Origin of the sequence: Pseudonocardia bannensis (assembly GCF_012911875.1) — a bacterium.
Taxonomy (GTDB): domain Bacteria; phylum Actinomycetota; class Actinomycetes; order Mycobacteriales; family Pseudonocardiaceae; genus Pseudonocardia; species Pseudonocardia bannensis.
Genome location: NZ_JAAXKZ010000067.1, coordinates 12536 through 31431, shown reverse-complemented (window position 1 = coordinate 31431; position 18896 = coordinate 12536). Strand labels below are relative to the sequence as shown.

The following is an 18896-nucleotide window of genomic DNA, read 5'->3' as shown; positions in this document are numbered from 1 at the left end:
CCGGACGGCGGTGCAGCAGCGGACCGGCTTGGAGACGTGGTTCTACGTCCCGTCGCACGCCGAGGAGACGATCAAGCCGCCCCCACGGTGGAAGCAGTGGATCCTGTCTCTGATCGCGGCGTACCCGCTCGTGCTGGCGTTCCAGGCGTTCGTCGTCCCGCAGGTGGCCGACTGGCCGATCTGGGCGAAGGCGGCGCTGTTCCCACTGATCATCCTGACCCTGATGATGTACGTCGTGATGCCGGCGGTCACCCGATTGTTCCGCCGTTGGTTGTTCCGACCGGCTGCCTGACCGGCGTGCCCGCGCGCGGAGTACTTCGGACCCTGGTGGCGTCCGGCCCTCCGTACTACCCAGGAATCGGGCTTCTCCCGCAGAACACCCGATGCCAGAACCACCATGGAGGGTGTGCCATGGGCCGAGTCGCGCGGGGCCGAGTTCACCACGTTCTCCTACTAAACGATCTTGCGGGTGAACTCGATCGGGCTCGAGGGCGAGGGGATGAAGGAGATCATCGAGGACGCCCGCATCGAGAACCGCAACCATTTCGAGGCGCTGGTCCCCCGGATCTACGAGCTCGGCGGGCGGCTGCCCGACGACGTCCGCGTCTTCGCCGACCAGGCCGGCTGCCCGGACGCCTACCTGCCGGACAGTCTGGACGGCGCGGCCGGTGAGCGGCGGGTTCGAGGATGACCGAGATGGGCAACTACCCGGACATGGTGGGCCAGCCGACCCGGGACCTGCTGACCGTCCTCGTGGAGGCCGAGCGCTGCGCGATCCGGACCTACACCGACATCTGCGACTACACCGCCGACAAGGACCACCGCACCTACGAACTGGCGCTCGCCATCCTCAACGAGGAGGTGGAGCACGAGTCGTGGTTCTCGGAGTTCCTCGGCAAGAGCCCGTCAGGGCACTTCCGTCGTGGAGCCCCGGGGCATTCGCCGTACGTCGGGCGCTTCATGACGGCGGACGTGGGCCGTGGCTGACCGGTCGCGGGACTGCTCCGACGAACGCGCCGGCCGGCGGCGCGTGAGCTGGACCAGCCTGCACGCGGCCGGCCGCGACTGGACGGTGCGGCTGCAGGAGTCGTGAGACGGCAGCTGGACGGCCCTGGCGCTGGTGGCGAAGCGGGTCGCCGGGGTCGGACCGGGGCCTCCCGTGAGGAGGCCGTCGCCGCCCTCACCGAGAGGGTCTCCTCGGACGCCGGTCGTGGAGTGGCACCGGGCCGCGCCGAGCGCTGACGTGGCCCGCGTGCTCCGCCGCGTGCAGGGCGCCGGCCGGGATGTCCTCGCGGGCCGGACCGGGGACGGCGACCCGATCGCGTGGACCCGATCTGCCCCCACCAGGACCTGCCGATGGACGGGGGAGGCGTCTACGGCGACGAGGTGGACTGCCCGCACCACCACTACACCTACGACGGGCGCACGGGGGAGAACCGCTATCCGCGGCGGGTCTTCCCGCGGTCGCGACGTTGCGCCCCGGTGAACCGCTGCGGGGTCTCCCATTCGGATGCGGGACGGGCCCGGCCCTCGGGAGGCCGGGCCCGTCCCGCCGTTCACCGGCGACGCGGCGAGGTCAGGCCGCCTTCATCTGCGGCTTGAGGACCACCTTCGTCCAGCCCCGCTCGCGGGCGTCGAAGTTCTTGTAGCCCTCGGCCGCCTGCTCGAGCGGCAGCTCGTGGGACACGATCCAGGAGGGCTTGCACTTGCCCTCGTGGATCAGGCTGCGCAGGTACCGGTTGTACCGCTTGACCGGGCACTGCCCGTGGCCCATCGACTGGCCCTTGAACCAGTGCCAGCCCACGTCGAAGGCCGCCTTGCCCTGCTTGGCGAGGTCGTTGGGGGCCCCCGGATCCTGCGGGATGAAGACCCCGACGGTCCCGATCCGGCCGGTGAACTTCACCGACTGCACCAGGGCGTTCAGCGTGGCCGAGTTGTCCTCGTTGCCCTCCTGGTCGTGGGCCTGGTAGCCGACGCACTCGCAGCCGCAGTCGGCGCCGATGCCGTTGGTCCGGTCCTTGACCTGCTGGACGGGGTCGCCCTGCGAACGGTCGATCGGGATGGCGCCGATCTCCTCGGCCAGCTTGAGCCGGTCGGGATGCCGGTCGACGACGAAGACCTGCGACGCGCTCTTCAGCGTCGCCGAGAGCGCCGCCATGAGCCCGACCGGCCCGCCACCGTAGATCACGCAGGTCTCGCCGGGGCTCAGGCCGGCCATCTCGGTGGCGTGCCATCCGGTGGGGAAGATGTCGGAGAGCATCACGTAGTCGTTCTGCCGCTCCCGGGCGTCCTCGGGCAGGCGCAGGGCGTCGAAGTCGGCCCACGGGACCCTGAGGTACTCGGCCTGGCCGCCCTGCCACGGCCCCATGTCCGCGAAGCCGTAGGCGGCGCCGGCGATGCCCGGACTGTTGGCCCGCTCGCAGTAGTTGGTCAGCCCGCGCTCGCAGTTCGAACAGTGGCCGCAGCTGACGTTGAACGGCGCGGAGATCATGTCCCCGACCTTGACCTTCTCCACGGCGTTGCCGACCTCGACCACCTCGCCGACGTTCTCGTGGCCGAAGACCCGGCCCGGTTCGAAGTCGGTGCGGCCCTCGTACATGTGCAGGTCCGACCCGCAGATGTTCGTGCTGGTGATGCGGACGATCGCGTCGGTCGGCTTCTCGATCTTCGGGTCGGGGACGTCCTCGACGCGGACGTCGCGCGGCCCGTGGTAGACGACTGCCTTCATGGAGCTGGGTCCTAACGGTCGGGTTCCAAGTGGACGCGCCCGCCCGTGCCGGACCGCTCGGTGACCGAACGGTGGAGCATCGGCGGGCACCCGGCTGGAGCACGTCATGGCGACGCGTGCCGGGAAGCCGATGCTCCCGAACTCCGGGCGCCCGGCGACTCGCCCTCGCAGACGGAATCCGGCGTGGGGAAACCGACCCTGCATACGGGGCGGTCCGGAAGCGGAGCGGACCGGTCGGCGCACGGCCGACCGGTCCGACCGGGAGAGATCCACACCCGCAGGCCCCACTCGGCCCGGTCTGATGACCGCCACGGGCCCGGTCCCGACGGGGACCGGGCCCGCAGCGCGGCCTGCGCCCCGGCCGGATCCGGGAGGCCCGCGTCAGTCCGGGACCAGTTCGATCCAACCGCGGACGACGCCCGGGGTCACGCTGCCGACCAGATCGGGATGGTCGGCCTTCACGTGCGCGAGCACCTGGTCCACCACCTCGCTCTCCTGAGCCGCGCGTACCGCGAAGCCGCACTCGCACGTCACCTGGTTCACCGCAACCTCCTTGTCGACGCCCGGATCCACCGGTCCGGGCGGAGGCGTCCTCCGCGCCGGCAGGACGGAGTATTGACACCGACCTTGTCGGAATCCTGCAATCTCCCATCGTGGTGAGGATCCAGCTGCACGGCCGGTTCGCGGTGGCCGTCGACGGGCGACCGGTCGAGCAGGACCTACCCGGCCGACGGGGCCGGATGCTCGTCGCCCTGCTCGCGGACTCACCGCGTTCGGCGCTGGAGCGCGCGGTCCTGATCGACCTGCTGTGGCGCCCGGCCGTACCGGACAGCCGGGCCACGGCCACGTTCACGGCGCTGCTGTCCAAGGTGCGGGCGGCGCTGGCGCCCGCCGAGATCCGCGGCCGGGGCAGCCTGCAGCTCGTGCTCCCACCCGGGTCGATCATCGACGCCGCCGTGGCCGAAGCCGCGCTCCACGACGCCGAGGCCGCGACCGCGCTGCACGACTGGCGGCGGGCCTGGACGCAGGCGCTGAGCGCGCTCTTCGTCACGCAACGCCGGTTCCTGTCCGACTTCGACGACCCCTGGGTGCAGGAGCGCCGGCAGGAGCTGGCGCACCCCCACCGGCGTGCGCTCGCCTGCTACGCCGAGGCCTGCCTGCAACTGGGTCCGACGGAGCTCGCCGGCGCCGAGCGGAGCGCCCGCGCTCTGGTGAGGCTGGACCCGCTGTCCGAGACCGGCTACTGCCTGCTGATGCGCGCGCTGGCCCAGCGCGGTGACCGGGGCGCGGCCCTCGAGGTCTACGAACGGCTGTGCTGCGTGCTGCGTGAGGACCTCGGTGCGGCGCCGAGCCCGACGAGCCGCGCGGTGCACGCGAGCCTGCTGTGAGCGGCCGGGGATGATGGGCCCATGCCGAAGGCCCCCATTCGAGACATCGAGATCGCCGAGGAGCCGATCCGGCTCGGACAGTTCCTCAAGCTGGCCGGGATCGCCGAGGACGGGGGACACGCGCGCGAGTTGCTCGAGACCGAGCAGGTCATGCTCAACGGCCGGCTCGAGACACGACGCGGCGCGCAGCTACGTCCCGGTGACGTCGTGGCCGTGGGGGAGCAGTGCGCCCGTCCGATTCTCCACTGAGGCGGTCCGGGCGCCTTACGATGACCCGACCGGTCCGGTTCCGCCGGACCGGTCCATGAATCCTCGTCGCCCGGCGGGAGGTGGAGATGCGGACGTCCTCGCCGGGACGAGTGCCGGCCGCGGTGCTCCTCGTCCCGCTCCTGGTGCTCGTCGCGCTGCTGGCCGGACCGTCGGCCGCGGCCGCACATCCCGCCCCGGCGGCGTCGCCGACAGTCAGCGTCACCGGGATGGCGCCGAACGGCGGCGACGCCGTCCGGACGGTCCTTGCCGGGCCGATCGGTCCGGCGAAGATCCTGCAGCTGCCGGCGACGACTCCCGACGAGATCGGAACGCCTGAGCCGGTCACCGTCCTCGTCCGTCCCGGGCCGGTCCCGGGCGGCGTCGACGCCGGTCATCCAGGCGCGCAGCGTAGCCGTGCCCCACCCGAGGTCGTCGCCCGCTGACCTGCGTGAACCCGCACGATGTGACAGCCGTGCGGGCCGCGCCCGATCCGCGAGGCCGACCCGGGTCGCAACGTGGCGGACGGGCCCGGCCTGCCCGGCGTTCGAGGAATCCCGCGTGCACATCGCCGAAGCCCTGGTCGCCCTCGGGGCGGTCTTCCTCGTGTGTGGCCTGATGGCCCGCGCCGGGGTAAGGATCGGATTGCCGACCATCCCCCTCTTCATGATCGCCGGCATCCTCTTCGGGCCGAACACGCCCGGGATCGCGCTGGTCGGCGACGCGAGCGAGCTGGAGCTCCTCGCCCGGCTCGGGCTGATCTTCCTGCTGTTCTACCTCGGCCTGGAGTTCTCCCTCGATCAGCTCACCTCCGGAGGCAAGCGGCTCGTGGGCGCGGCCGGGGTCTATCTCCTGCTCAACATCGGGGGCGGGCTGGGATTCGGCTTCGCCCTGGGATGGGGCACCGCCGAGGCGTTCGTGATCGCCGGCGTCGTCGGCATCTCGTCCTCGGCGATCGTCACCAAGCTTCTGGTGGAGCTGCGCAGGCTGGGCAACCCCGAGACACGGGTGATCCTCGGGATCGTCGTGCTCGAGGACCTCTTCCTGGCGCTCTACCTCGCGCTGCTCCAACCGGTTCTCGGTGGTGCGTCCGGACCGCTGGACGCGATCCTCGGCACCGCGACAGCGTTCGCCTTCCTGCTGGCGCTGGCGCTGATCGCGCGCTTCGGGGCCCGGCTCGTCAGCCGGCTGGTGGACACGAAGGACGAGGAGATCGTGGTCGTGGTGTTCGTGGGGCTCGCGATCACGACGGCAGGTCTCGCCGAGCTCCTCGGGGTGTCCGATGCGATCGGCGCCTTCATGATCGGGCTGATCCTGGGCACCAGCGTCAAGGCCGGCCGGCTGCGCACGCTGACCCACCCGCTGCGCGACGCGTTCGGGGCGGTCTTCTTCTTCCACTTCGGGCTCAGCATCCAGGTCGAAAATCTCCTCGGGGTGGCCCCCCAGATCGGACTCGCCGCACTGCTCACGGTGGTGCTCGCGCTGACCGCGGGTGCGATCGCGGCCCGGCTGCACGGCTTCGACCGTGTGGGTGCGGCGAACATCGGGCTGACGGTGCTCACCCGCGGGGAGTTCTCCCTGATCCTCGCCGCACTCGCGCTGAGCGCCGGGCTGGACCCGCGGATCGGTACGTTCACCGCCGGATACGTGCTCCTGCTGGCACTGGTCGGACCGTTCGCGGTGGCCAACTCCGAGCGGCTCGCCAGGCTGCTCCCGGCCCGGTTGTTCCCCGCTGCCGCGGTCGATCGGTCCGCGGGGGAGGTACCGATGGATGCGGGGCACGCCTCGCTCCACCGGATCGGTACCGATCTGCTGCAGGTCCAGGTGTGCGAGGGGTCGAAGCTGCACGGGGTGTACGTGTCGGAGCTCCGGTTGCCGACCGGTGCCACCCTCGGACTTCTCGTCCGCGACGGCGCGACGTTCACCCCGCAGCCCTCCACCCGGCTGCGCCACGGCGACGGGCTGCTGGTCTTCGCCGTCCCGGAGCAGCGGGTGGCCACCGAACGCCGGATCCGCGCGCTGCACCGCAGCGGCCGGATGGCGACCTGGCGGGGCGACTCGGGCGAGTGAGGCCTGCCTGCTCGGCAGGGCCGACCCGTGGGCGCTGTGGCCTGCTCGGCAGCCGCGCTCACCAGCCCAGCGCGGCGTCGATGCGCTGCTCGACGATCGGCGCCATCGACGCCATGTAGGTCGCCGACAGATGGTTGAAGTCCATGTAGACGAGCACGTTGCCGATCTCGGCCGGGCAGAACCGGTCCTCGCAGATGTACTCGGAGAAGTCGAGGAACGTGACGTTCGGGGGCACGTCCGGGATCTGCTCGAACGGCGCGACCGCTGCGTAGACGGCGTCCCGCTCCACACCGCACTCGGGGGCGCCCCGGCCGTGTTCCTGCAGGCAGTCCGGCGGGGAGTAGTCGAACCGCGGGTTGTCCCGGACGGCGAGCACCGGAATGCCCAGCTCGTTCATCCGCCACCACTGCTGCACGAACCCCGGGGGGGTCTGCTCGGTCTGCCCCACCCGCACGTCGCGGGTGGCCAACGTGAAGACGGCGTCCGGCCGGAGTTCGGCGATCTCCTCGGCGGCGGCGGCGTTCCAGTCGACGCACTCCTGGTCCTCGGGCACGACCTCGGAGACGGTGGAGAAGGGGCAGGCCCCGCGCAGGATCGAGATCAGCTCCCAGCCCCGCTCGGCCGCGACGGGCGTCAGGGCGGCGATGTACTGCTGGACATGGGAGTCGCCGACGAGCACGATCCGCCTGCTGGGCTCCTCGACGCGCTGGGTGCACACCTCCAGCGCCGGGAACCGGGGCGGCCGCGCGCAGTCCGGCTGCCCCAAGTCGGCCCAGTCCTCGGCCACGGTCACCATCGGCGGCAGCGGCTGGACATCGGACCGGCCCCGGTACTGGAAACCTTCCAGGCGGGCGAGCGCACCGGGATGGTCGTACACGCCCATGGCCACCTGCTGGTTGGCCCGCTGCACGGCGGTGAACTGCCAGACGCCCGCAACGAGCAGCACGACGGACACCGTGAACGCGCCCAACCGGTACTGCCCACGCGTCCTCCTGGACGTCCGGCGGATCGGCTCCTCGATGAGGTGGTGCGTCAGCGCGGCCAGGACCAGGGAGAACGCGATGATCGCGGCGCCCTCGGCCGGTCCCACGCTCTCCTGGCGTCCGGTGGCGAGGACGAACAGCAGCACCGGCCAGTGCCACAGGTAGAGCGCGTAGCTGATGTCGCCGAGGTAGCTCATCGTGCGGGTGCTGAGGAAACGGTCCACGCCGGCCCGGCTACCGGTCGCGCCGGCCAGGATGACCAGACCGGCCGACACTGTCGGCCACAACGCGGCATACCCCGGGAAGATCCGGTCGACCTGCAGCAGCATCCCGCAGGACAGGAGGCCGACCAGGCCGATCCAGCCCAGCCAGATCCGCACCCGGCGGGACAGCACGATGGAGTCGATGCCCAGCGCGAGCAGACCGCCGAGGGCGAACTCCCAGACCCGGGTCAGCGAGTGGAAGTAGGCGAGCGGCTGATCGGTGATGGTCAGGGAGACCGAGAACGACAGCGAGGCGAGGAAGACGCCGACGAGGGTCAGGGTGAGGTACGCGCGAAGCCGCTCGCGTGCGTCCCGGGCGACCAGCGCCACGAGGGCCACGAGCAGCGGCCACACGATGTAGAACTGCACCTGGATCGACAGCGACCAGAAGTGCTGGACCACGCTCGCGGTGTTGTGCTGGGCCGCGTAGTCGATCGCGTCCGCGGCGAGACGCCAGTTCTCCATGAAGAAGACCGAGGCGACGAGTTCACGGACGGTCTGCAGCCACCGCGCCTCGGGCAGCAGGAACATGCCGGCGATCGCGGTCGCGAGGAGCACGACCATCGCCGCGGGGAACAGCCGGGCGATCTGCCGGCCCCAGTTCGCCCGGAAGGGGATCGGACCGCGCTGGGCGGCGCGCAGCAGTTGCCCGGTGATCAGGAAGCCGGAGATCAGGAAGAAGACGTCGACGCCACCGGACACACGGTTGAACCACACGTGGTAGACGACGACAAGCAGGACGGCCAGCGCCCGCAGGCCCTGCAGCTCCGGGCGGAACCCGCGCAGGGACGAGGTCGTGGTGCGTACGTGCGTGGTAGCCGGACCGGACACCTCGGGTGGAACCTGGGTCATCCGGCCTTCGGTCCTTCGCTACGTGATCGGCACGGTCGGTGGGGCGTACCGCGTGGCCCCACCTCATGATGACATCGTCCGATCACCGACCGTTCGGCCAGGGGCTGCGCTGCGTGACCGACCGGAGTCGGCATGCGGCACGTCCACCAGGCCAGCCCGCGCCGGACGAACGGGCGTCGGGATCGACCGTATCGAACCGGGCGCGTTCCGGCAGCGCTTCGTGCATCGCGCCGCCGGCGACCGGGCGGAACGGGCTCGTCCCACGCGGCGGGCCCACCGGGGAGGATCGATGTGCTCACCGGTCCACGACCCCGGCGGTAGAGACGCTGGGCATCAGAAGTTGCGCGTACCCGGTTCGTGCCGAACTGGGCCGAAGGGTTGAAATCCGGGGGCCGTCCGGCCGCCGGGGAAACGATCATCGCCCTCCGGCCGAGGTCCATCCCGACATACCTCCGCCGGCCGGCGCGACCATCGCGGTACGGGGGCGCGGGGCCGAGACGAGGTGCGTTCGTGTTGCTGTGGCTCTGGCCGGTGCCCCTCCCACGTCACAGCCCCCAGGAACTCGCCGGGACGCGGGGCTGGATCGGACGGTACTTCCGCAGGCCGCCGGACCTGCGCGGCCTCATGCTGTGCCGCGCCGCCGCCGCGACGTCGGACGTCCTGCTGCTCGGTGCCGTGATCACGCTGCTGCAGATCGAACCCGTGGTCGCCGCGGTGCTCGGGATTCTCGGCCTGATCGTCTCGGTGCAGGCGGCCACGATGCGAGCCGACTACCGGCGGCACCTCGACGAGGCGTTGCCGCGGCCGACGGACCGGGAGGTGGATGCTGCGCTCGCCGGGCATCTGCTCGACATCGAGAACCGTGCGCTCACCGTGCTCGGCCTGCGGCCCGCCGACATCGTCGCCACCGGCACGACCTGGAACCCGATCGCGGACCTGGAACACCGCCCGCACCGGAACGGCGAGCGCGACTACCGGCCGCTGATCGTTGTGACTCCGATGGTCACGACGCGTTCGGCGATCGGCTCGGACGGGGTCTGGCGGTTCGCCGCCCAGGAGGTCACGGTCATCTGCCCGACCGAGTACCACGTGGCCGTCTTCCGCTGTGAGCAGGACCTGATCACCGGTAAGCGCCGCGGGGAGCAGACGCAGGAGTTCTTCTACCGAGACGTGGTGTCCGTGCTGACCGCGAACCTGCCCGGCCCGGACCTCACGTCCGAGCCGTTCGATCACCGCTCGGAGGGACGCGTCCCGATCTCGCCGCCCGGCCGCCGTGAGCTGCAGTTCGCGGCGCCGAGCACGGACCGCACAATGGTCGCGGTCGGGGTGACGGGCCGGTCGAGCGGTGCGCGGATCCGGGACTCCGGGATCGACGCCGCGATCGAGGGGGTGCGGAACCTGCTCCGGGTCATGCGGCGGCCGCCGGACTCCGTTCGGACGGCGCCCGGACGCGCCGAGCGGCCCGCTCAGTAACCGATGTAGCTGCCCGCGCTGTTGCTCCGCCCACCGGCCACGACGGTCTCCATGCCGTAGTTGGCGATCATGTAGCGGACCCCGGCGGTGATGTTGGCGACCGGGTCGGTGATCGGGCGGCCGGCGAGATCGGGGTGCACGTAGGCCCGGAACGTCGACGGGATCGTCTGCATCAGGCCCTGTGACGGGGTGCCGCGCCGGGCGTTGGAGTCCCAGTTGTTGATGGCCCGGGGGTTGCCGCCGGACTCGGCCATGATGATCCTCTTGATGCCCGGGGCCAGCGACTGCGGCAGTTCCATGATCCGCAGTGCCTCGGTGATCCAGCCGTCCACGCCGCCCCGCGCGATGATCGCATCGAGCCGCTCCCGCTCGGCCTGCTCGCGGGCGGCCTGGGCGTGCATCTCGGCAAGCTCGTCGGCCAGCCGGCCCGCCTTGTCCAGCGACGCGATGTCGGCGTCCTGGGCGGCCGGGTCGTCCGTCTGCCCGGCGCTGTCGATGATGAAGGCCACCGGGGACAGCGGGCCGCCACCCAAGGAGCCGGTTGCCTCCTGGGCGGGGGTGAGCGTCGTGGCGTTGGCGGCGAGTGCTGCGGGGCCGATTTCCTCGGCCGCGTCGGCGGTGGTTGCGGTGCCGTCCAGCGGGGTAGGCACCACGACGGCGAACGTGCCGGTGGCGACGGCGCCGAAGGCGGCACCGACGGCCGCGGTGGTGTGCGCGATGGTGCGGCGCGTCGAGGGACCGTCGAGCGTTGGTCGGGCGGCAGCCTGGTGCCGGGCAGCGGTCCGGTGGGGGGCCGGGACCGTGGGCACACGTCTGCCGCCGGGGGAGCGGTGACCTGCCAAGACCTGTCCTTCCGCGATCTGACGACCCGCGGGCGGGCGGCCGGTCGGGGGTCCGGTGAGCCGGTCGGGGAGTCCGGCTCGATGCCCGCTCGTGATCGAATCGTGACGACTGCGGCTGGACATTACGGAAGGTGAATGAACGGCCACAACCGCTCGCACGGCGTGTCGTCGCTGCTCGGGGGCCGTTCACCTGGTCGCGCCAGGCCGTTCGGTGCCGCCGCGTCGTCGACGAGCGGTCACCATCTGCGACCGGTGGTCGTTCGCGCTGCAAACAGCCGGTGGGTGCCGGGCCCACCGCAGGTCAGCGCCGCAGCAGCAGGCAGGAGTCGCCGAACTCGTGCCAGAGGTAGCGCTCCCGCAGAGCCGCGGCGTAGGCCCGGCCCACCAGATCCGGTCCGGCGACGGCCTCGAGCAGCAGCAGGTGCGAGGCTGCCGGCTCGTGCCAGCCGGTGATGATTCCGTCGACCACACGTACCGGGCGGCCCGGTCCGAGAACGACATCGGTCCAGCCGGCCCCGGCCCGCACGACGCCGTCAGGGCCGGCCACCGTCTCCAGGGCCCGCGCCACCGTGGTGCCGACGGCGATGATCCGGCCCGCGCGGGCGCGCGTGGCGTTGACCGTCTCCACGGTGGCGGCGGGCACCCGGTAGCGCTCGGGCAACGGCGTCTCGTCGGCCTCGAGCGAGGACACCCCGGTGTGCAGCACGACCTCGGCGACGCCGACGCCCCGTGCGGCGAGCCCGTGGAGCACCGCGCGGGTGAACGGGCGTCCCGCACTGGGCATCTCGGCGCTGGGTAGCTCGCCGTGGCGCGCGGGCTCGGCGAACACCGTCTGATAGGCCTCGATCGGCCGGCGCCCGCGCAGATATGAGTAGCTGATCGGTCGGCCGACCTGATCGAGCCAGCGCGCCGGCCCGCCGGGGACGGCCATCAGGGCCCGCCACAGCCGGCTGCCCGTGCGCACGGCCGGGTCCGGATGCCCCGCCAGCAAGGTCGCGGTCACCCCGCCGGGCAGCGTGATCCGCTCGCCGGCCACGCCGTCGAGCAACCGGCCGCCCGCCGGCGAGCGCAGCTCGACGACGAGTTCGCCGGCGGCGCCCGCAGGTACCGGCCCGGACACGTGCACGACGACCGACCGTCCGCCGCGCGCCGTCGTGGACCTGACTGCGGGCCGGCCGTGCCCCGCCGGCGTCCACGGCGCGTCCGGCGAGCGGAGGCCGTCGACCGCGGCCGGGGCCGTCGGCGAGGTGTTGACCACGACGAGGTCGCCGCGGGCCAGCGCGGCCGGCAGGTCGCGGAAGCGGCGGTGCCGGATCGGCCGGCCGGTTCGGGCGACCAGCAGCCGGACCTCGTCACGGGCGAGGCCACGGGCCTCGATCGGCTCGGTGGCCGACAGCTCGGCGGGCAGGGCGAACCGGGTCGTTGCCGTGGCCCGGGCGGAGGTGGTCACCAGGCGGTCCCGGCCGGCGCCGCGAGGTCGGCCGCCCGGTAGCGGCCGCCGGGTGGGCGCTCGTCGAGCAGCCGGAGCAGGGCCGGCGCGACCGTCTCCGGTTCCGGCCGGTCGGAGATGTCCTCGCCGGGGAAGGCGCGCTGGTGCATCGCGGTGCGCATGTCACCGGGATCGAAGGCGTAGACCCGGGCCGGGACGGCGGCCGTCCCCTCGACGGCCGCCGTCTGCTCGGCCCCGAGCACCGCCGCGACCCGGTCCAGAGCCGCCTTGCTGGAGCCGTAGCCACCCCAGCCGGGATAGGCCTCGACGGCCGCGTCCGAGCTGATCGTGACCACGGTGGGTGCGGCCGCGGCCCGCAGCAGCGGGAGGGCGAGCTGGGTGAGTGCGACGGGGGCGAACAGGTTGGTCTCGAACACCGCTCGCAGCGCGTCCAGCGGGTGCTCGGCCAGGGTGGGCAGCGGGCTGGGCCCGAGCTCGCTCGCGTTGTGCACCAGCAGATCGAGCCCACCGGCCCGGCCGGCGGCGGCGGCGAGCTCCGCACGGTGGGCGGGGTCGGTGACGTCGCCGGGCACGGCGACGACGAGGTCGGCCCGGGGCAGGGCGGCAGCGGCGGCCCGCAGCCGGCCCGCGTCGCGGGAGTCCACGACGACGGTCCAGCCGCGGCCGGTGAGACCGGCGGTCAGGGCGAGGCCGAAGCCCTGGGCGGCTCCGGTGACGAGTGCGACGTTCATGCACCTACGATCGGAGCTGAAGTCAGGTTCAGGTCAAGGGGTTCGGGTGGAGCTGGTGGACGCGAAGGATCTGTTGAGCATCGGAGAGGTCGCCGAGCGCAGCGGTTTCCCGCACTCCGCGCTGCGCTACTACGAGCGCGAGGGGCTGGTCCGGGCCACCCGGACCAGCGGTGGCCAGCGTCGTTACGAGCGCGGTGTGCTGCGCAGGCTCGCGTTCATCCGTGCCGCTCGGGCGATCGGGGTGGGGCTGGACGAGGTGCGTGCAGCCCTGGACCAGCTGCCAGAGCGGCGTACCCCGACCAAGGGCGACTGGTCCCGGCTGTCGCGGGCCTGGCGCGCCCGGCTCGACGAACAGATCGATGCGCTGCTGGCGCTGCGCGACGGGCTCGACTCCTGCATCGGTTGCGGCTGCCTGTCACTGGCGCGCTGCCGGCTGTGGAATCCGGACGACAAGGTCGCCGAGCAGGGCAGTGGCGCCCGGCTCCTGCCCCCGGCCCTTCGCCGGACCCCGGACCGGGGTGTCTGAGCGGCCGGGCGGCCGGTCCGCGGGCCCTGGGTGACCTCCGTGCCGTCGCGGTGGAACCCGATGGCGTGCCCGATCCGCGTGTTTCCTGTCCGATGTTGGGCCACGGGACCGGGCCAAGATCGTCGTACGATCCGGCCGGTCCGACAGAAGGGGTCCCGATGATCTACGAGATTCGCGAGTACACGACGGTGCCCGGCCGGATGCCGGCGCTGATCAAGCGGTTCAAGGATCACACGCTGGGAATCTTCGAGAAGCACGGCATGGAGTGCGTGTTCATCTCGTTGACCGAGCTCGGCGACAACGGCAACAACGAACTCGTCTACGTGATGAAGTGGGATTCCTACGACGAGATGGCCGACAAGTGGGCGGCGATGATGTCCGACCCGGAGTGGGTCAAGGTCAAGACCGCCAGTGAGGAGGACGGGCCCATCGTCGCCAAGCTCAGCCGGCGCGTGCTCAACCCGGGCGTCTTCGCCTGATCCAGGCGGCCGGAGGCGCCAGGTGGCCGGGGGACGAGCGTGGTGCTGGCCTCCCTGACGTGGCCCGCTTCCCGGCCGCGGTACGCGTCGGCACCGCACTGGACGGGCCGGTGGCGGGAGTCCCGGTGCGGCAGACGGTCAGCGTCTACGGCGACGAGGGGACCGCCCGCGCCGCCCACCAGGCCAACGCCGACGGGCCGGCCTGCTCGGAGGGCACGCTGTCCGGGCAGCCGGTGGTGATCACCCCGGCCGAGGACCTGCAGTTCGACGTCGGTGGCGAGCAGGCCACCGGCTGGCGCGTGGGTGGTGAGTCCTTCGACGTCGTCCTGATCTCGGTGCAGACCCGCGAGCTCGTCGTGAACTTCACCTACCTGTCGCCGGCCGGAGCTCCGACGGGGCTGCCCGACCCGCTGGTGATCTCCCGTACCGGGGTGCAGAAGCTCGCCGGGTGAGCTCCGGGAACCCCGGGCGCGTCAGACCGGGGAGCCGGTCGGTTCGGCCGTGCGCGAACGGGCCCGGTGCGCCCGCCACGGTGGTCTGCCCTCGATCTCGGTCTCGATGGAGAAGCTGAGGAACGTGCGGATCAGGACCAGCAGCCCGAGTGCCAGCAGGCTGTCGAGCGTCGGTTCGACCGCGACGGTCAGGATGATGTCGGCCGCGACGAGGATCTCGAGGCCGAGCAGGACCGCGTGGCCCAGCTCCCGGCGCAGCCGGGTGTAGACCAGGTCGGTACCGCGCACCAGTCCGACGGCGGCCCGCACTCCCCCGATCAACCCACCGACGACGATCACGGCCGTGCCGAGGATCTCGATCGCCTCGACCAGCACGTCGATGAGCTCGCGGTAGGTCACGGCGCCTCCCGACTCCGGGCACAGGTCAGATCTCGCGGTTACCCGTTACCGCGACCTTCGAACGGGCGGCCCGGGCGGACGCATAACCGTGGCCCGGTGGGGGACCCGCAGCCCGGTGGTCGCGGCGCATCGCCGCAACGACGGGCTACCGGGAGGAAGCGGGAGGCCGAGGATGACCGTCGGCGCTGAGCGGGAGCCCGAGATCCGGACGCTCCCACCCGACGTGGTGGCGGGCGACCTTCGTCGCATCCACGTCCTGCGGGACATCGCCCTGGCGCTGGTGGCGCTGTTGGCGCTGGTGGGGGCGACCGGCCTGCTCGGCGTGCGCGCCGGATCCGAGGCGGTGTCGGCGGACGGTTACGACGTGCAGGTCGACTACCCGCGGATCACCCGGGGCGGGCTCCCGGCCGACTTCGACATCCGGGTGGAGCGGCCCGGTGGCTTCGGCGGCAACCTGGTGACGATCGCGGTCACGAAGGAGCACCTCGAGCTGTTCGACATCCGGCGGGTCTTCCCGTCACCGGTCCGGGAGGCCAGTGATCGGTCCCTCGTGTACTGGACGTTCGAGCCACCGCCGAGCGACATCCTGGACGTGTCGCTCACGGCCGAGACCGGCGAGACACTGGGTCAGGTCGGTATTCACGACGCCGAGATGCAGGTCATCGTCGGCGGCAGCCGCGTGGCGCAGATTCCGTTGAGCACGGTGGTGGTGCCCTGATGGAGATCGTGTTCCGCGCAGCGCTGATCTACCTGTTCCTCTTCGTGATCACGCGCGCGCTCGGCAAGGCGGCACTGGCCCAGATGAACGTCTTCGAGCTGCTCCTGCTGCTCGTGGTCGCCGACCTGGTCCAGTCGTCGATCATGCAGAACGATCTGTCGCTGACCGGCGGCATCCTGGCCGTCTCGACGTTCGGTCTGCTCACCGCACTGATGGCCTGGTTGCAGTCGCGGTTCCCCCAGGCCCGGAAGCTGCTCGAGGGCCAGCCCGTCATCGTCGTGCGCGACGGTGAGATGCACCGGGACGCGATGAAGGTCGAGCGGCTGCCCGAGTCCGACCTGCTGCAGGCGGCCCGCGAGCAGGGAATCCGGGACCTCCGCGATGTCGAGCTCGCCGTGCTGGAGGTGGACGGCAAGATCTCGTTCTTCCTCAGGCGGCAGGCCGAGCGCGCCGGCTGATCCGCGACACCCGGATCATGAACGAGAGCCGGGTCCGGCAGGAGCGGCTACGGTGCGGGAGTGGCCGACGCCGTGATCCGAGGTGGGATGCAGGACCGCTGGCTCGCTCTGGAGGGCCTGGACAACGTCCGTGACGTGGGCGGGCTCCCTCTCGGGGGCGGTGGCACGACGCGCAGGGGCGTACTGCTGCGCAGCGCGTCCTTGCACTACCTGACCCCGGCCGACGTCGCGCACCTCGTCGACGAGTACGGGCTACGCCTGGTACTCGACCTGCGGACCGCGCGGGAGATCGACAAGGACGGCCCGACGGCCCTCGCGCGGGCCGGCGTGCAGACCGTGGCGCTGAGCTTCATCCCCGAGGAGGGCCGGGCGCTGCCCGAGACGGGCGACGACACCGACCCGCTGCTGCGTCACTATCTGGGCTACCTCGCCGACCGTCCGGACAGCGTGGTCGACGCCGTGCGCCGGCTGGCGGCCCCGGACGCCGGACCGGCGCTGGTGCACTGCGCGGCCGGCAAGGACCGGACCGGTGTGCTGATCGCGCTCGTGCTCGACACCGTCGGGGTCAGCCGTGAGGCCGTGATCGCCGACTACGCCCTCTCCGCCGAGCGGATCGAGGCGATGTTCCGCCGGTGGACCACCGCGGCCGGTACCGACATGCCCGACGACCTGACCCCGCACCTGCCCCGCGCCGAGGTGATCGCGGCGGTGCTGGCCCGGCTCGACGACGAGCACGGTGGCGCCTCGGGCTGGCTGCTGGACAACGGGCTGGACCCGGCCTCGATCCGGCGGCTCCGGGAGCGGCTCGCCGGCTGAGACCCGGCGGGGCGCCCCGGGAGGTCCTAGGGCAGTTCTTCGACGGCGACGGCGCTGTCGAGCTTGCGCAGCGCACCGGGCTCGCCGGTGACCGCGGGCCAGCCCCGGCGCCGCGCCGACGACGCGACCTGACCGGCCACGATGTCGTCCTGACCGGAGGCGGCGAGCAGCAGCCCGGACTCCTGGGCGACGGCCGGGCTCAGCTCGTCGATGACGGTGTTGGGCAGGTCGAGCAGGACCTGCAGGGCCGCATGGTGCTCGGGCGACAACAGCGCCCAGGCCCGGCCGAGCGCCGCGCTCGGGATGGCCAGCACGAGGTTCTCCTCGACCGCGGCCCAGACCAGGGCACGCACATAGACGGGCCGCCCGGTCGCGAAGGCCGCCAGCGCGGAGGCGTCGAGAACTCTTCCGCCGATCACGCCGACCTCAGCCGACGGCCGCGGGCGGAACCAGGCGCAGCGACCGCCGGGCTGCGTCCAGCTCGTCCGGGGGTGGCGGGCCGCCGTAGAGATCGGCCAGGGTGGCCAGCGACCGATCCCTGAGTTGCCGGGCCGAGACCGCCTCGGCCACGTAGGCCGAGAGGCTGGCCGCGCTTCCCCGCCGTACCGCGTCGCGTGCCTCCGCCACGAGTTCGGCCGGCAGGCTCACGGTCACCCGCTCGCTGCGCATACCCGCAGGCTACCCGGTGCATACCGGCCGCCGGGAGATCGGTCCGGCGATCCCGTCGGCGGGACCGCGGTAGGCCCTTCGAGGGACGGCACGCCGCGAGTTACTCGCCGGTATGCCATGGTGGGGTCAGCGCCGGGACACGGGGGTGCGGCGGCAGCGTGCGAGGAGGCCTGAGATGGACCTGACCTACACCGAGGCCGAGGAGGAGTTCCGCAGCGAACTCCGCTCCTGGCTGTCGGCGAACATCCCCGATGAGTGGACCCGCCCGGGGTTCTGGGAGTCCCTCGACGACGACGAGAGCTTCCGGCTACGCCGGGACTGGGAGCGCGACAAGGCGCTCGCCGGGTTCGCCGGCATCCAGTGGCCGACCGAGTACGGGGGTCGTGGCGGGACACCGGGGATGAAGGCGATCTACGACGAGGAGACGGTGCGCGCGCACGCGCCCCGCACGGTCAACCCGCTCGGGCTGACCTTCCTCGCGCCCACCGTGATGGCGATCGGCACCGAGGCCCAGAAGAAGGAGATCATCGGGCCGATGCTGCGCAACGAGGTCATCTGGTGCCAGGGCTTCTCCGAGCCCGGCGCCGGCTCCGACCTCGCGGCGCTGACGACCAAGGGCGTCCGCGACGGCGACGACTTCGTGGTCAACGGCCAGAAGGTGTGGACCACCAACGCCGTGCACGGCGACAAGATCTTCACGATGGTCCGCACCGAGCCGGGCAGCAGCAAGCACCGCGGCATCTCGATGCTGCTCATCGACATGCACCAGCCCGGCGTCGACGCCCGTCCGCTCAAGCAGATGAGCGGGGCCAGTGAGTTCGGCGAGGTGTTCTTCGACGACGCCCGGGTGCCGGCCCGCGACTGCCTCGGCGAGATCGGCGACGGCTGGCGCACCGCGATGCTGCTGCTGAGCTTCGAGCGCGGCGCGTCGGGCATCGCCCAGTACACCGAGTTCCGCCGCCAGTACGACCAGATCGTCGAGGTCGCCCGTGCGCTCGGGCGCGACAAGGATCCGGTGATGCGCGGCACGCTCGCGCGGGTGCTCACCGAGCTGGAGTGCCTGCGGCTGCACGCGATGCACGTGCTGACCCAGGTCGAGCAGGGCCGCGACCTCGGCTTCGAGGCGTCGATGACCAAGCTGCAGTGGTCGGAGGCGTTCCAGGACCTCTGGGAGGTCTTCGACGACGTCCTCGGTGAGGACGCCACGCTCGACTCGATCGACGGCATCGACCTGCGGCCGCTGCACGCGCAGGCCATGTGGTCCCGGTCGGTGACGATCTGGGGCGGCTCCTCGCAGGTGCAGCGCAACATCACCGCCGAGCGCGTGCTCGGCCTGCCGCGGTAAGGGAGGGG

Annotated in this window: 25 protein-coding genes; 16 read left to right on the top strand and 9 right to left on the bottom strand. The window is 72.0% G+C overall.

What is annotated here, in order from left to right; translation table 11 throughout:
- From HF519_RS31515 to HF519_RS33325, 4 genes are all read left to right on the top strand, one after another.
- Window positions 1–292, top strand: a 292-nt coding sequence (locus HF519_RS31515; RefSeq protein WP_246244373.1) for a putative antibiotic biosynthesis monooxygenase, incomplete at its 5' end; no start/stop codon positions are given.
- A gap of 177 nt (window positions 293–469) precedes the next feature.
- Entirely contained in the window at window positions 470–691 is a 222-nt protein-coding gene (locus HF519_RS30490) for a ferritin family protein (protein WP_211170187.1), read from the top strand.
- The gene (locus HF519_RS30485) at window positions 688–987 is read left to right on the top strand and encodes a ferritin-like domain-containing protein (protein ID WP_211170186.1); all 300 of its coding nucleotides are present in this window, start codon (window positions 688–690) and stop codon (window positions 985–987) included. Before HF519_RS30490 ends, HF519_RS30485 begins: the two co-directional genes overlap by 4 nt.
- 336 nt (window positions 988–1323) lie before the next feature.
- Window positions 1324–1602: a Rieske 2Fe-2S domain-containing protein gene (locus HF519_RS33325; protein ID WP_369009255.1), complete on the top strand. Its 279-nt coding sequence runs from the start codon at window positions 1324–1326 to the stop codon at window positions 1600–1602.
- Here HF519_RS33325 and HF519_RS17915 read toward each other — a convergent pair.
- Together HF519_RS17915 and HF519_RS17910 are read right to left on the bottom strand one after the other, a co-directional pair.
- On the bottom strand, window positions 1577–2728 hold the full coding sequence (locus HF519_RS17915) for a glutathione-independent formaldehyde dehydrogenase (protein ID WP_169414116.1): 1152 nt from the start codon (window positions 2726–2728) through the stop codon (window positions 1577–1579). The two genes, HF519_RS33325 and HF519_RS17915, sit on opposite strands and share 26 nt — an antisense overlap.
- Before the next feature lie 381 nt (window positions 2729–3109).
- The gene (locus tag HF519_RS17910) at window positions 3110–3271 is read right to left on the bottom strand and encodes a DUF1059 domain-containing protein (RefSeq protein ID WP_169414115.1); all 162 of its coding nucleotides are present in this window, start codon (window positions 3269–3271) and stop codon (window positions 3110–3112) included.
- Window positions 3272–3381: 110 nt separating this feature from the next.
- Here HF519_RS17910 and HF519_RS17905 point away from each other — a divergent pair, with 110 nt between their 5' ends.
- The 4 genes from HF519_RS17905 (at window position 3382) to HF519_RS17890 (ending at window position 6432) form a co-directional block, all read left to right on the top strand.
- Entirely contained in the window at window positions 3382–4116 is a 735-nt protein-coding gene (locus HF519_RS17905; protein WP_169414114.1) for an AfsR/SARP family transcriptional regulator, read from the top strand.
- Window positions 4117–4137: 21 nt separating this feature from the next.
- The gene (locus HF519_RS17900; protein WP_169414113.1) at window positions 4138–4365 is read left to right on the top strand and encodes an RNA-binding S4 domain-containing protein; all 228 of its coding nucleotides are present in this window, start codon (window positions 4138–4140) and stop codon (window positions 4363–4365) included.
- Between the two features lie 86 nt (window positions 4366–4451).
- Entirely contained in the window at window positions 4452–4808 is a 357-nt protein-coding gene (locus HF519_RS17895; RefSeq protein WP_169414112.1) for a hypothetical protein, read from the top strand.
- A 115-nt stretch (window positions 4809–4923) separates the two neighbouring features.
- Window positions 4924–6432 (top strand): cation:proton antiporter, encoded by a 1509-nt coding sequence (locus tag HF519_RS17890; RefSeq protein WP_169414111.1) that lies wholly within the window; start codon window positions 4924–4926, stop codon window positions 6430–6432.
- Between the two features lie 58 nt (window positions 6433–6490).
- Here HF519_RS17890 and HF519_RS17885 read toward each other — a convergent pair whose 3' ends face one another.
- Window positions 6491–8530 (bottom strand): acyltransferase family protein, encoded by a 2040-nt coding sequence (locus tag HF519_RS17885; protein WP_169414110.1) that lies wholly within the window; start codon window positions 8528–8530, stop codon window positions 6491–6493.
- Window positions 8531–9040: 510 nt separating this feature from the next.
- Between HF519_RS17885 and HF519_RS17880 the strand changes: the two genes are divergently transcribed.
- Window positions 9041–10003, top strand: a complete 963-nt coding sequence (locus HF519_RS17880; protein ID WP_169414109.1) for a hypothetical protein — start codon at window positions 9041–9043, stop codon at window positions 10001–10003.
- Here the strand turns inward: HF519_RS17880 and HF519_RS31505 are convergent.
- From HF519_RS31505 to HF519_RS17865, 3 genes are all read right to left on the bottom strand, one after another.
- Window positions 9997–10845 (bottom strand): transglycosylase SLT domain-containing protein, encoded by an 849-nt coding sequence (locus HF519_RS31505; RefSeq protein WP_169414108.1) that lies wholly within the window; start codon window positions 10843–10845, stop codon window positions 9997–9999. The genes HF519_RS17880 and HF519_RS31505 overlap by 7 nt on opposite strands.
- A 301-nt stretch (window positions 10846–11146) precedes the next feature.
- Complete coding sequence (locus HF519_RS17870) at window positions 11147–12295, bottom strand: S-adenosylmethionine:tRNA ribosyltransferase-isomerase (RefSeq protein WP_169414107.1); 1149 nt, start codon at window positions 12293–12295, stop codon at window positions 11147–11149.
- Window positions 12292–13026 (bottom strand): SDR family NAD(P)-dependent oxidoreductase, encoded by a 735-nt coding sequence (locus HF519_RS17865; RefSeq protein ID WP_169414106.1) that lies wholly within the window; start codon window positions 13024–13026, stop codon window positions 12292–12294. Before HF519_RS17865 ends, HF519_RS17870 begins: the two co-directional genes overlap by 4 nt.
- Window positions 13027–13081: 55 nt before the next feature.
- Between HF519_RS17865 and soxR the strand changes: the two genes are divergently transcribed.
- The 3 genes from soxR (at window position 13082) to HF519_RS17850 (ending at window position 14483) form a co-directional block, all read left to right on the top strand.
- Entirely contained in the window at window positions 13082–13552 is a 471-nt protein-coding gene (gene soxR / locus HF519_RS17860; protein WP_169414120.1) for a redox-sensitive transcriptional activator SoxR, read from the top strand.
- Window positions 13553–13710: 158 nt separating this feature from the next.
- Entirely contained in the window at window positions 13711–14031 is a 321-nt protein-coding gene (locus HF519_RS17855) for an NIPSNAP family protein (protein ID WP_169414105.1), read from the top strand.
- 59 nt (window positions 14032–14090) lie between these two features.
- Window positions 14091–14483, top strand: a complete 393-nt coding sequence (locus HF519_RS17850; RefSeq protein WP_169414104.1) for a hypothetical protein — start codon at window positions 14091–14093, stop codon at window positions 14481–14483.
- A gap of 21 nt (window positions 14484–14504) precedes the next feature.
- Here HF519_RS17850 and HF519_RS17845 read toward each other — a convergent pair whose 3' ends face one another.
- Complete coding sequence (locus tag HF519_RS17845; protein WP_169414103.1) at window positions 14505–14882, bottom strand: DUF1622 domain-containing protein; 378 nt, start codon at window positions 14880–14882, stop codon at window positions 14505–14507.
- Between the two features lie 172 nt (window positions 14883–15054).
- Here HF519_RS17845 and HF519_RS17840 point away from each other — a divergent pair, with 172 nt between their 5' ends.
- Genes HF519_RS17840 through HF519_RS17830 form a run of 3 tightly spaced genes read left to right on the top strand, consistent with a single transcriptional unit; the run spans window position 15055 to window position 16874 of the window.
- Window positions 15055–15600, top strand: a complete 546-nt coding sequence (locus tag HF519_RS17840) for a hypothetical protein (RefSeq protein ID WP_169414102.1) — start codon at window positions 15055–15057, stop codon at window positions 15598–15600.
- Window positions 15600–16058 (top strand): DUF421 domain-containing protein, encoded by a 459-nt coding sequence (locus HF519_RS17835; RefSeq protein WP_169414101.1) that lies wholly within the window; start codon window positions 15600–15602, stop codon window positions 16056–16058. Before HF519_RS17840 ends, HF519_RS17835 begins: the two co-directional genes overlap by 1 nt.
- 60 nt (window positions 16059–16118) lie before the next feature.
- Window positions 16119–16874 carry a tyrosine-protein phosphatase gene (locus tag HF519_RS17830; RefSeq protein WP_312860174.1) on the top strand — a complete coding sequence of 252 codons (756 nt, stop codon included), beginning with the start codon at window positions 16119–16121 and terminating at the stop codon, window positions 16872–16874.
- A 26-nt stretch (window positions 16875–16900) separates the two neighbouring features.
- On the opposite strand, the gene HF519_RS17825 is transcribed toward HF519_RS17830, so the two are convergent.
- Both HF519_RS17825 and HF519_RS17820 read right to left on the bottom strand, forming a co-directional pair.
- Entirely contained in the window at window positions 16901–17293 is a 393-nt protein-coding gene (locus tag HF519_RS17825) for a hypothetical protein (protein WP_169414100.1), read from the bottom strand.
- A 7-nt stretch (window positions 17294–17300) separates the two neighbouring features.
- Window positions 17301–17543, bottom strand: coding sequence for a ribbon-helix-helix domain-containing protein (locus tag HF519_RS17820; RefSeq protein WP_169414099.1), 243 nt, complete (start codon window positions 17541–17543; stop codon window positions 17301–17303).
- 175 nt (window positions 17544–17718) lie between these two features.
- On the opposite strand from HF519_RS17820, the gene HF519_RS17815 reads away from it, so the two are divergent.
- On the top strand, window positions 17719–18888 hold the full coding sequence (locus HF519_RS17815; RefSeq protein WP_169414098.1) for an acyl-CoA dehydrogenase family protein: 1170 nt from the start codon (window positions 17719–17721) through the stop codon (window positions 18886–18888).
- Window positions 18889–18896: the final 8 nt, after the last annotated feature.

Excerpts from the sequence above, each read along its gene's own strand:
- HF519_RS17835 (WP_169414101.1), top strand. The coding sequence starts at position 15,600 with ATGGAGATCGTGTTCCGCGCAGCGCTGATCTACCTGTTCCTCTTCGTG.
- HF519_RS17820 (WP_169414099.1), bottom strand. The coding sequence starts at position 17,543 with ATGCGCAGCGAGCGGGTGACCGTGAGCCTGCCGGCCGAACTCGTGGCG.
- HF519_RS17915 (WP_169414116.1), bottom strand. The coding sequence starts at position 2,728 with ATGAAGGCAGTCGTCTACCACGGGCCGCGCGACGTCCGCGTCGAGGAC.
- HF519_RS17865 (WP_169414106.1), bottom strand. The coding sequence starts at position 13,026 with ATGAACGTCGCACTCGTCACCGGAGCCGCCCAGGGCTTCGGCCTCGCC.
- HF519_RS17840 (WP_169414102.1), top strand. The coding sequence starts at position 15,055 with ATGACCGTCGGCGCTGAGCGGGAGCCCGAGATCCGGACGCTCCCACCC.
- HF519_RS17900 (WP_169414113.1), top strand. The coding sequence starts at position 4,138 with ATGCCGAAGGCCCCCATTCGAGACATCGAGATCGCCGAGGAGCCGATC.
- HF519_RS30485 (WP_211170186.1), top strand. The coding sequence starts at position 688 with ATGACCGAGATGGGCAACTACCCGGACATGGTGGGCCAGCCGACCCGG.
- HF519_RS17855 (WP_169414105.1), top strand. The coding sequence starts at position 13,711 with ATGATCTACGAGATTCGCGAGTACACGACGGTGCCCGGCCGGATGCCG.
- HF519_RS17815 (WP_169414098.1), top strand. The coding sequence starts at position 17,719 with ATGGACCTGACCTACACCGAGGCCGAGGAGGAGTTCCGCAGCGAACTC.
- HF519_RS17885 (WP_169414110.1), bottom strand. The coding sequence starts at position 8,530 with ATGACCCAGGTTCCACCCGAGGTGTCCGGTCCGGCTACCACGCACGTA.
- HF519_RS17895 (WP_169414112.1), top strand. The coding sequence starts at position 4,452 with ATGCGGACGTCCTCGCCGGGACGAGTGCCGGCCGCGGTGCTCCTCGTC.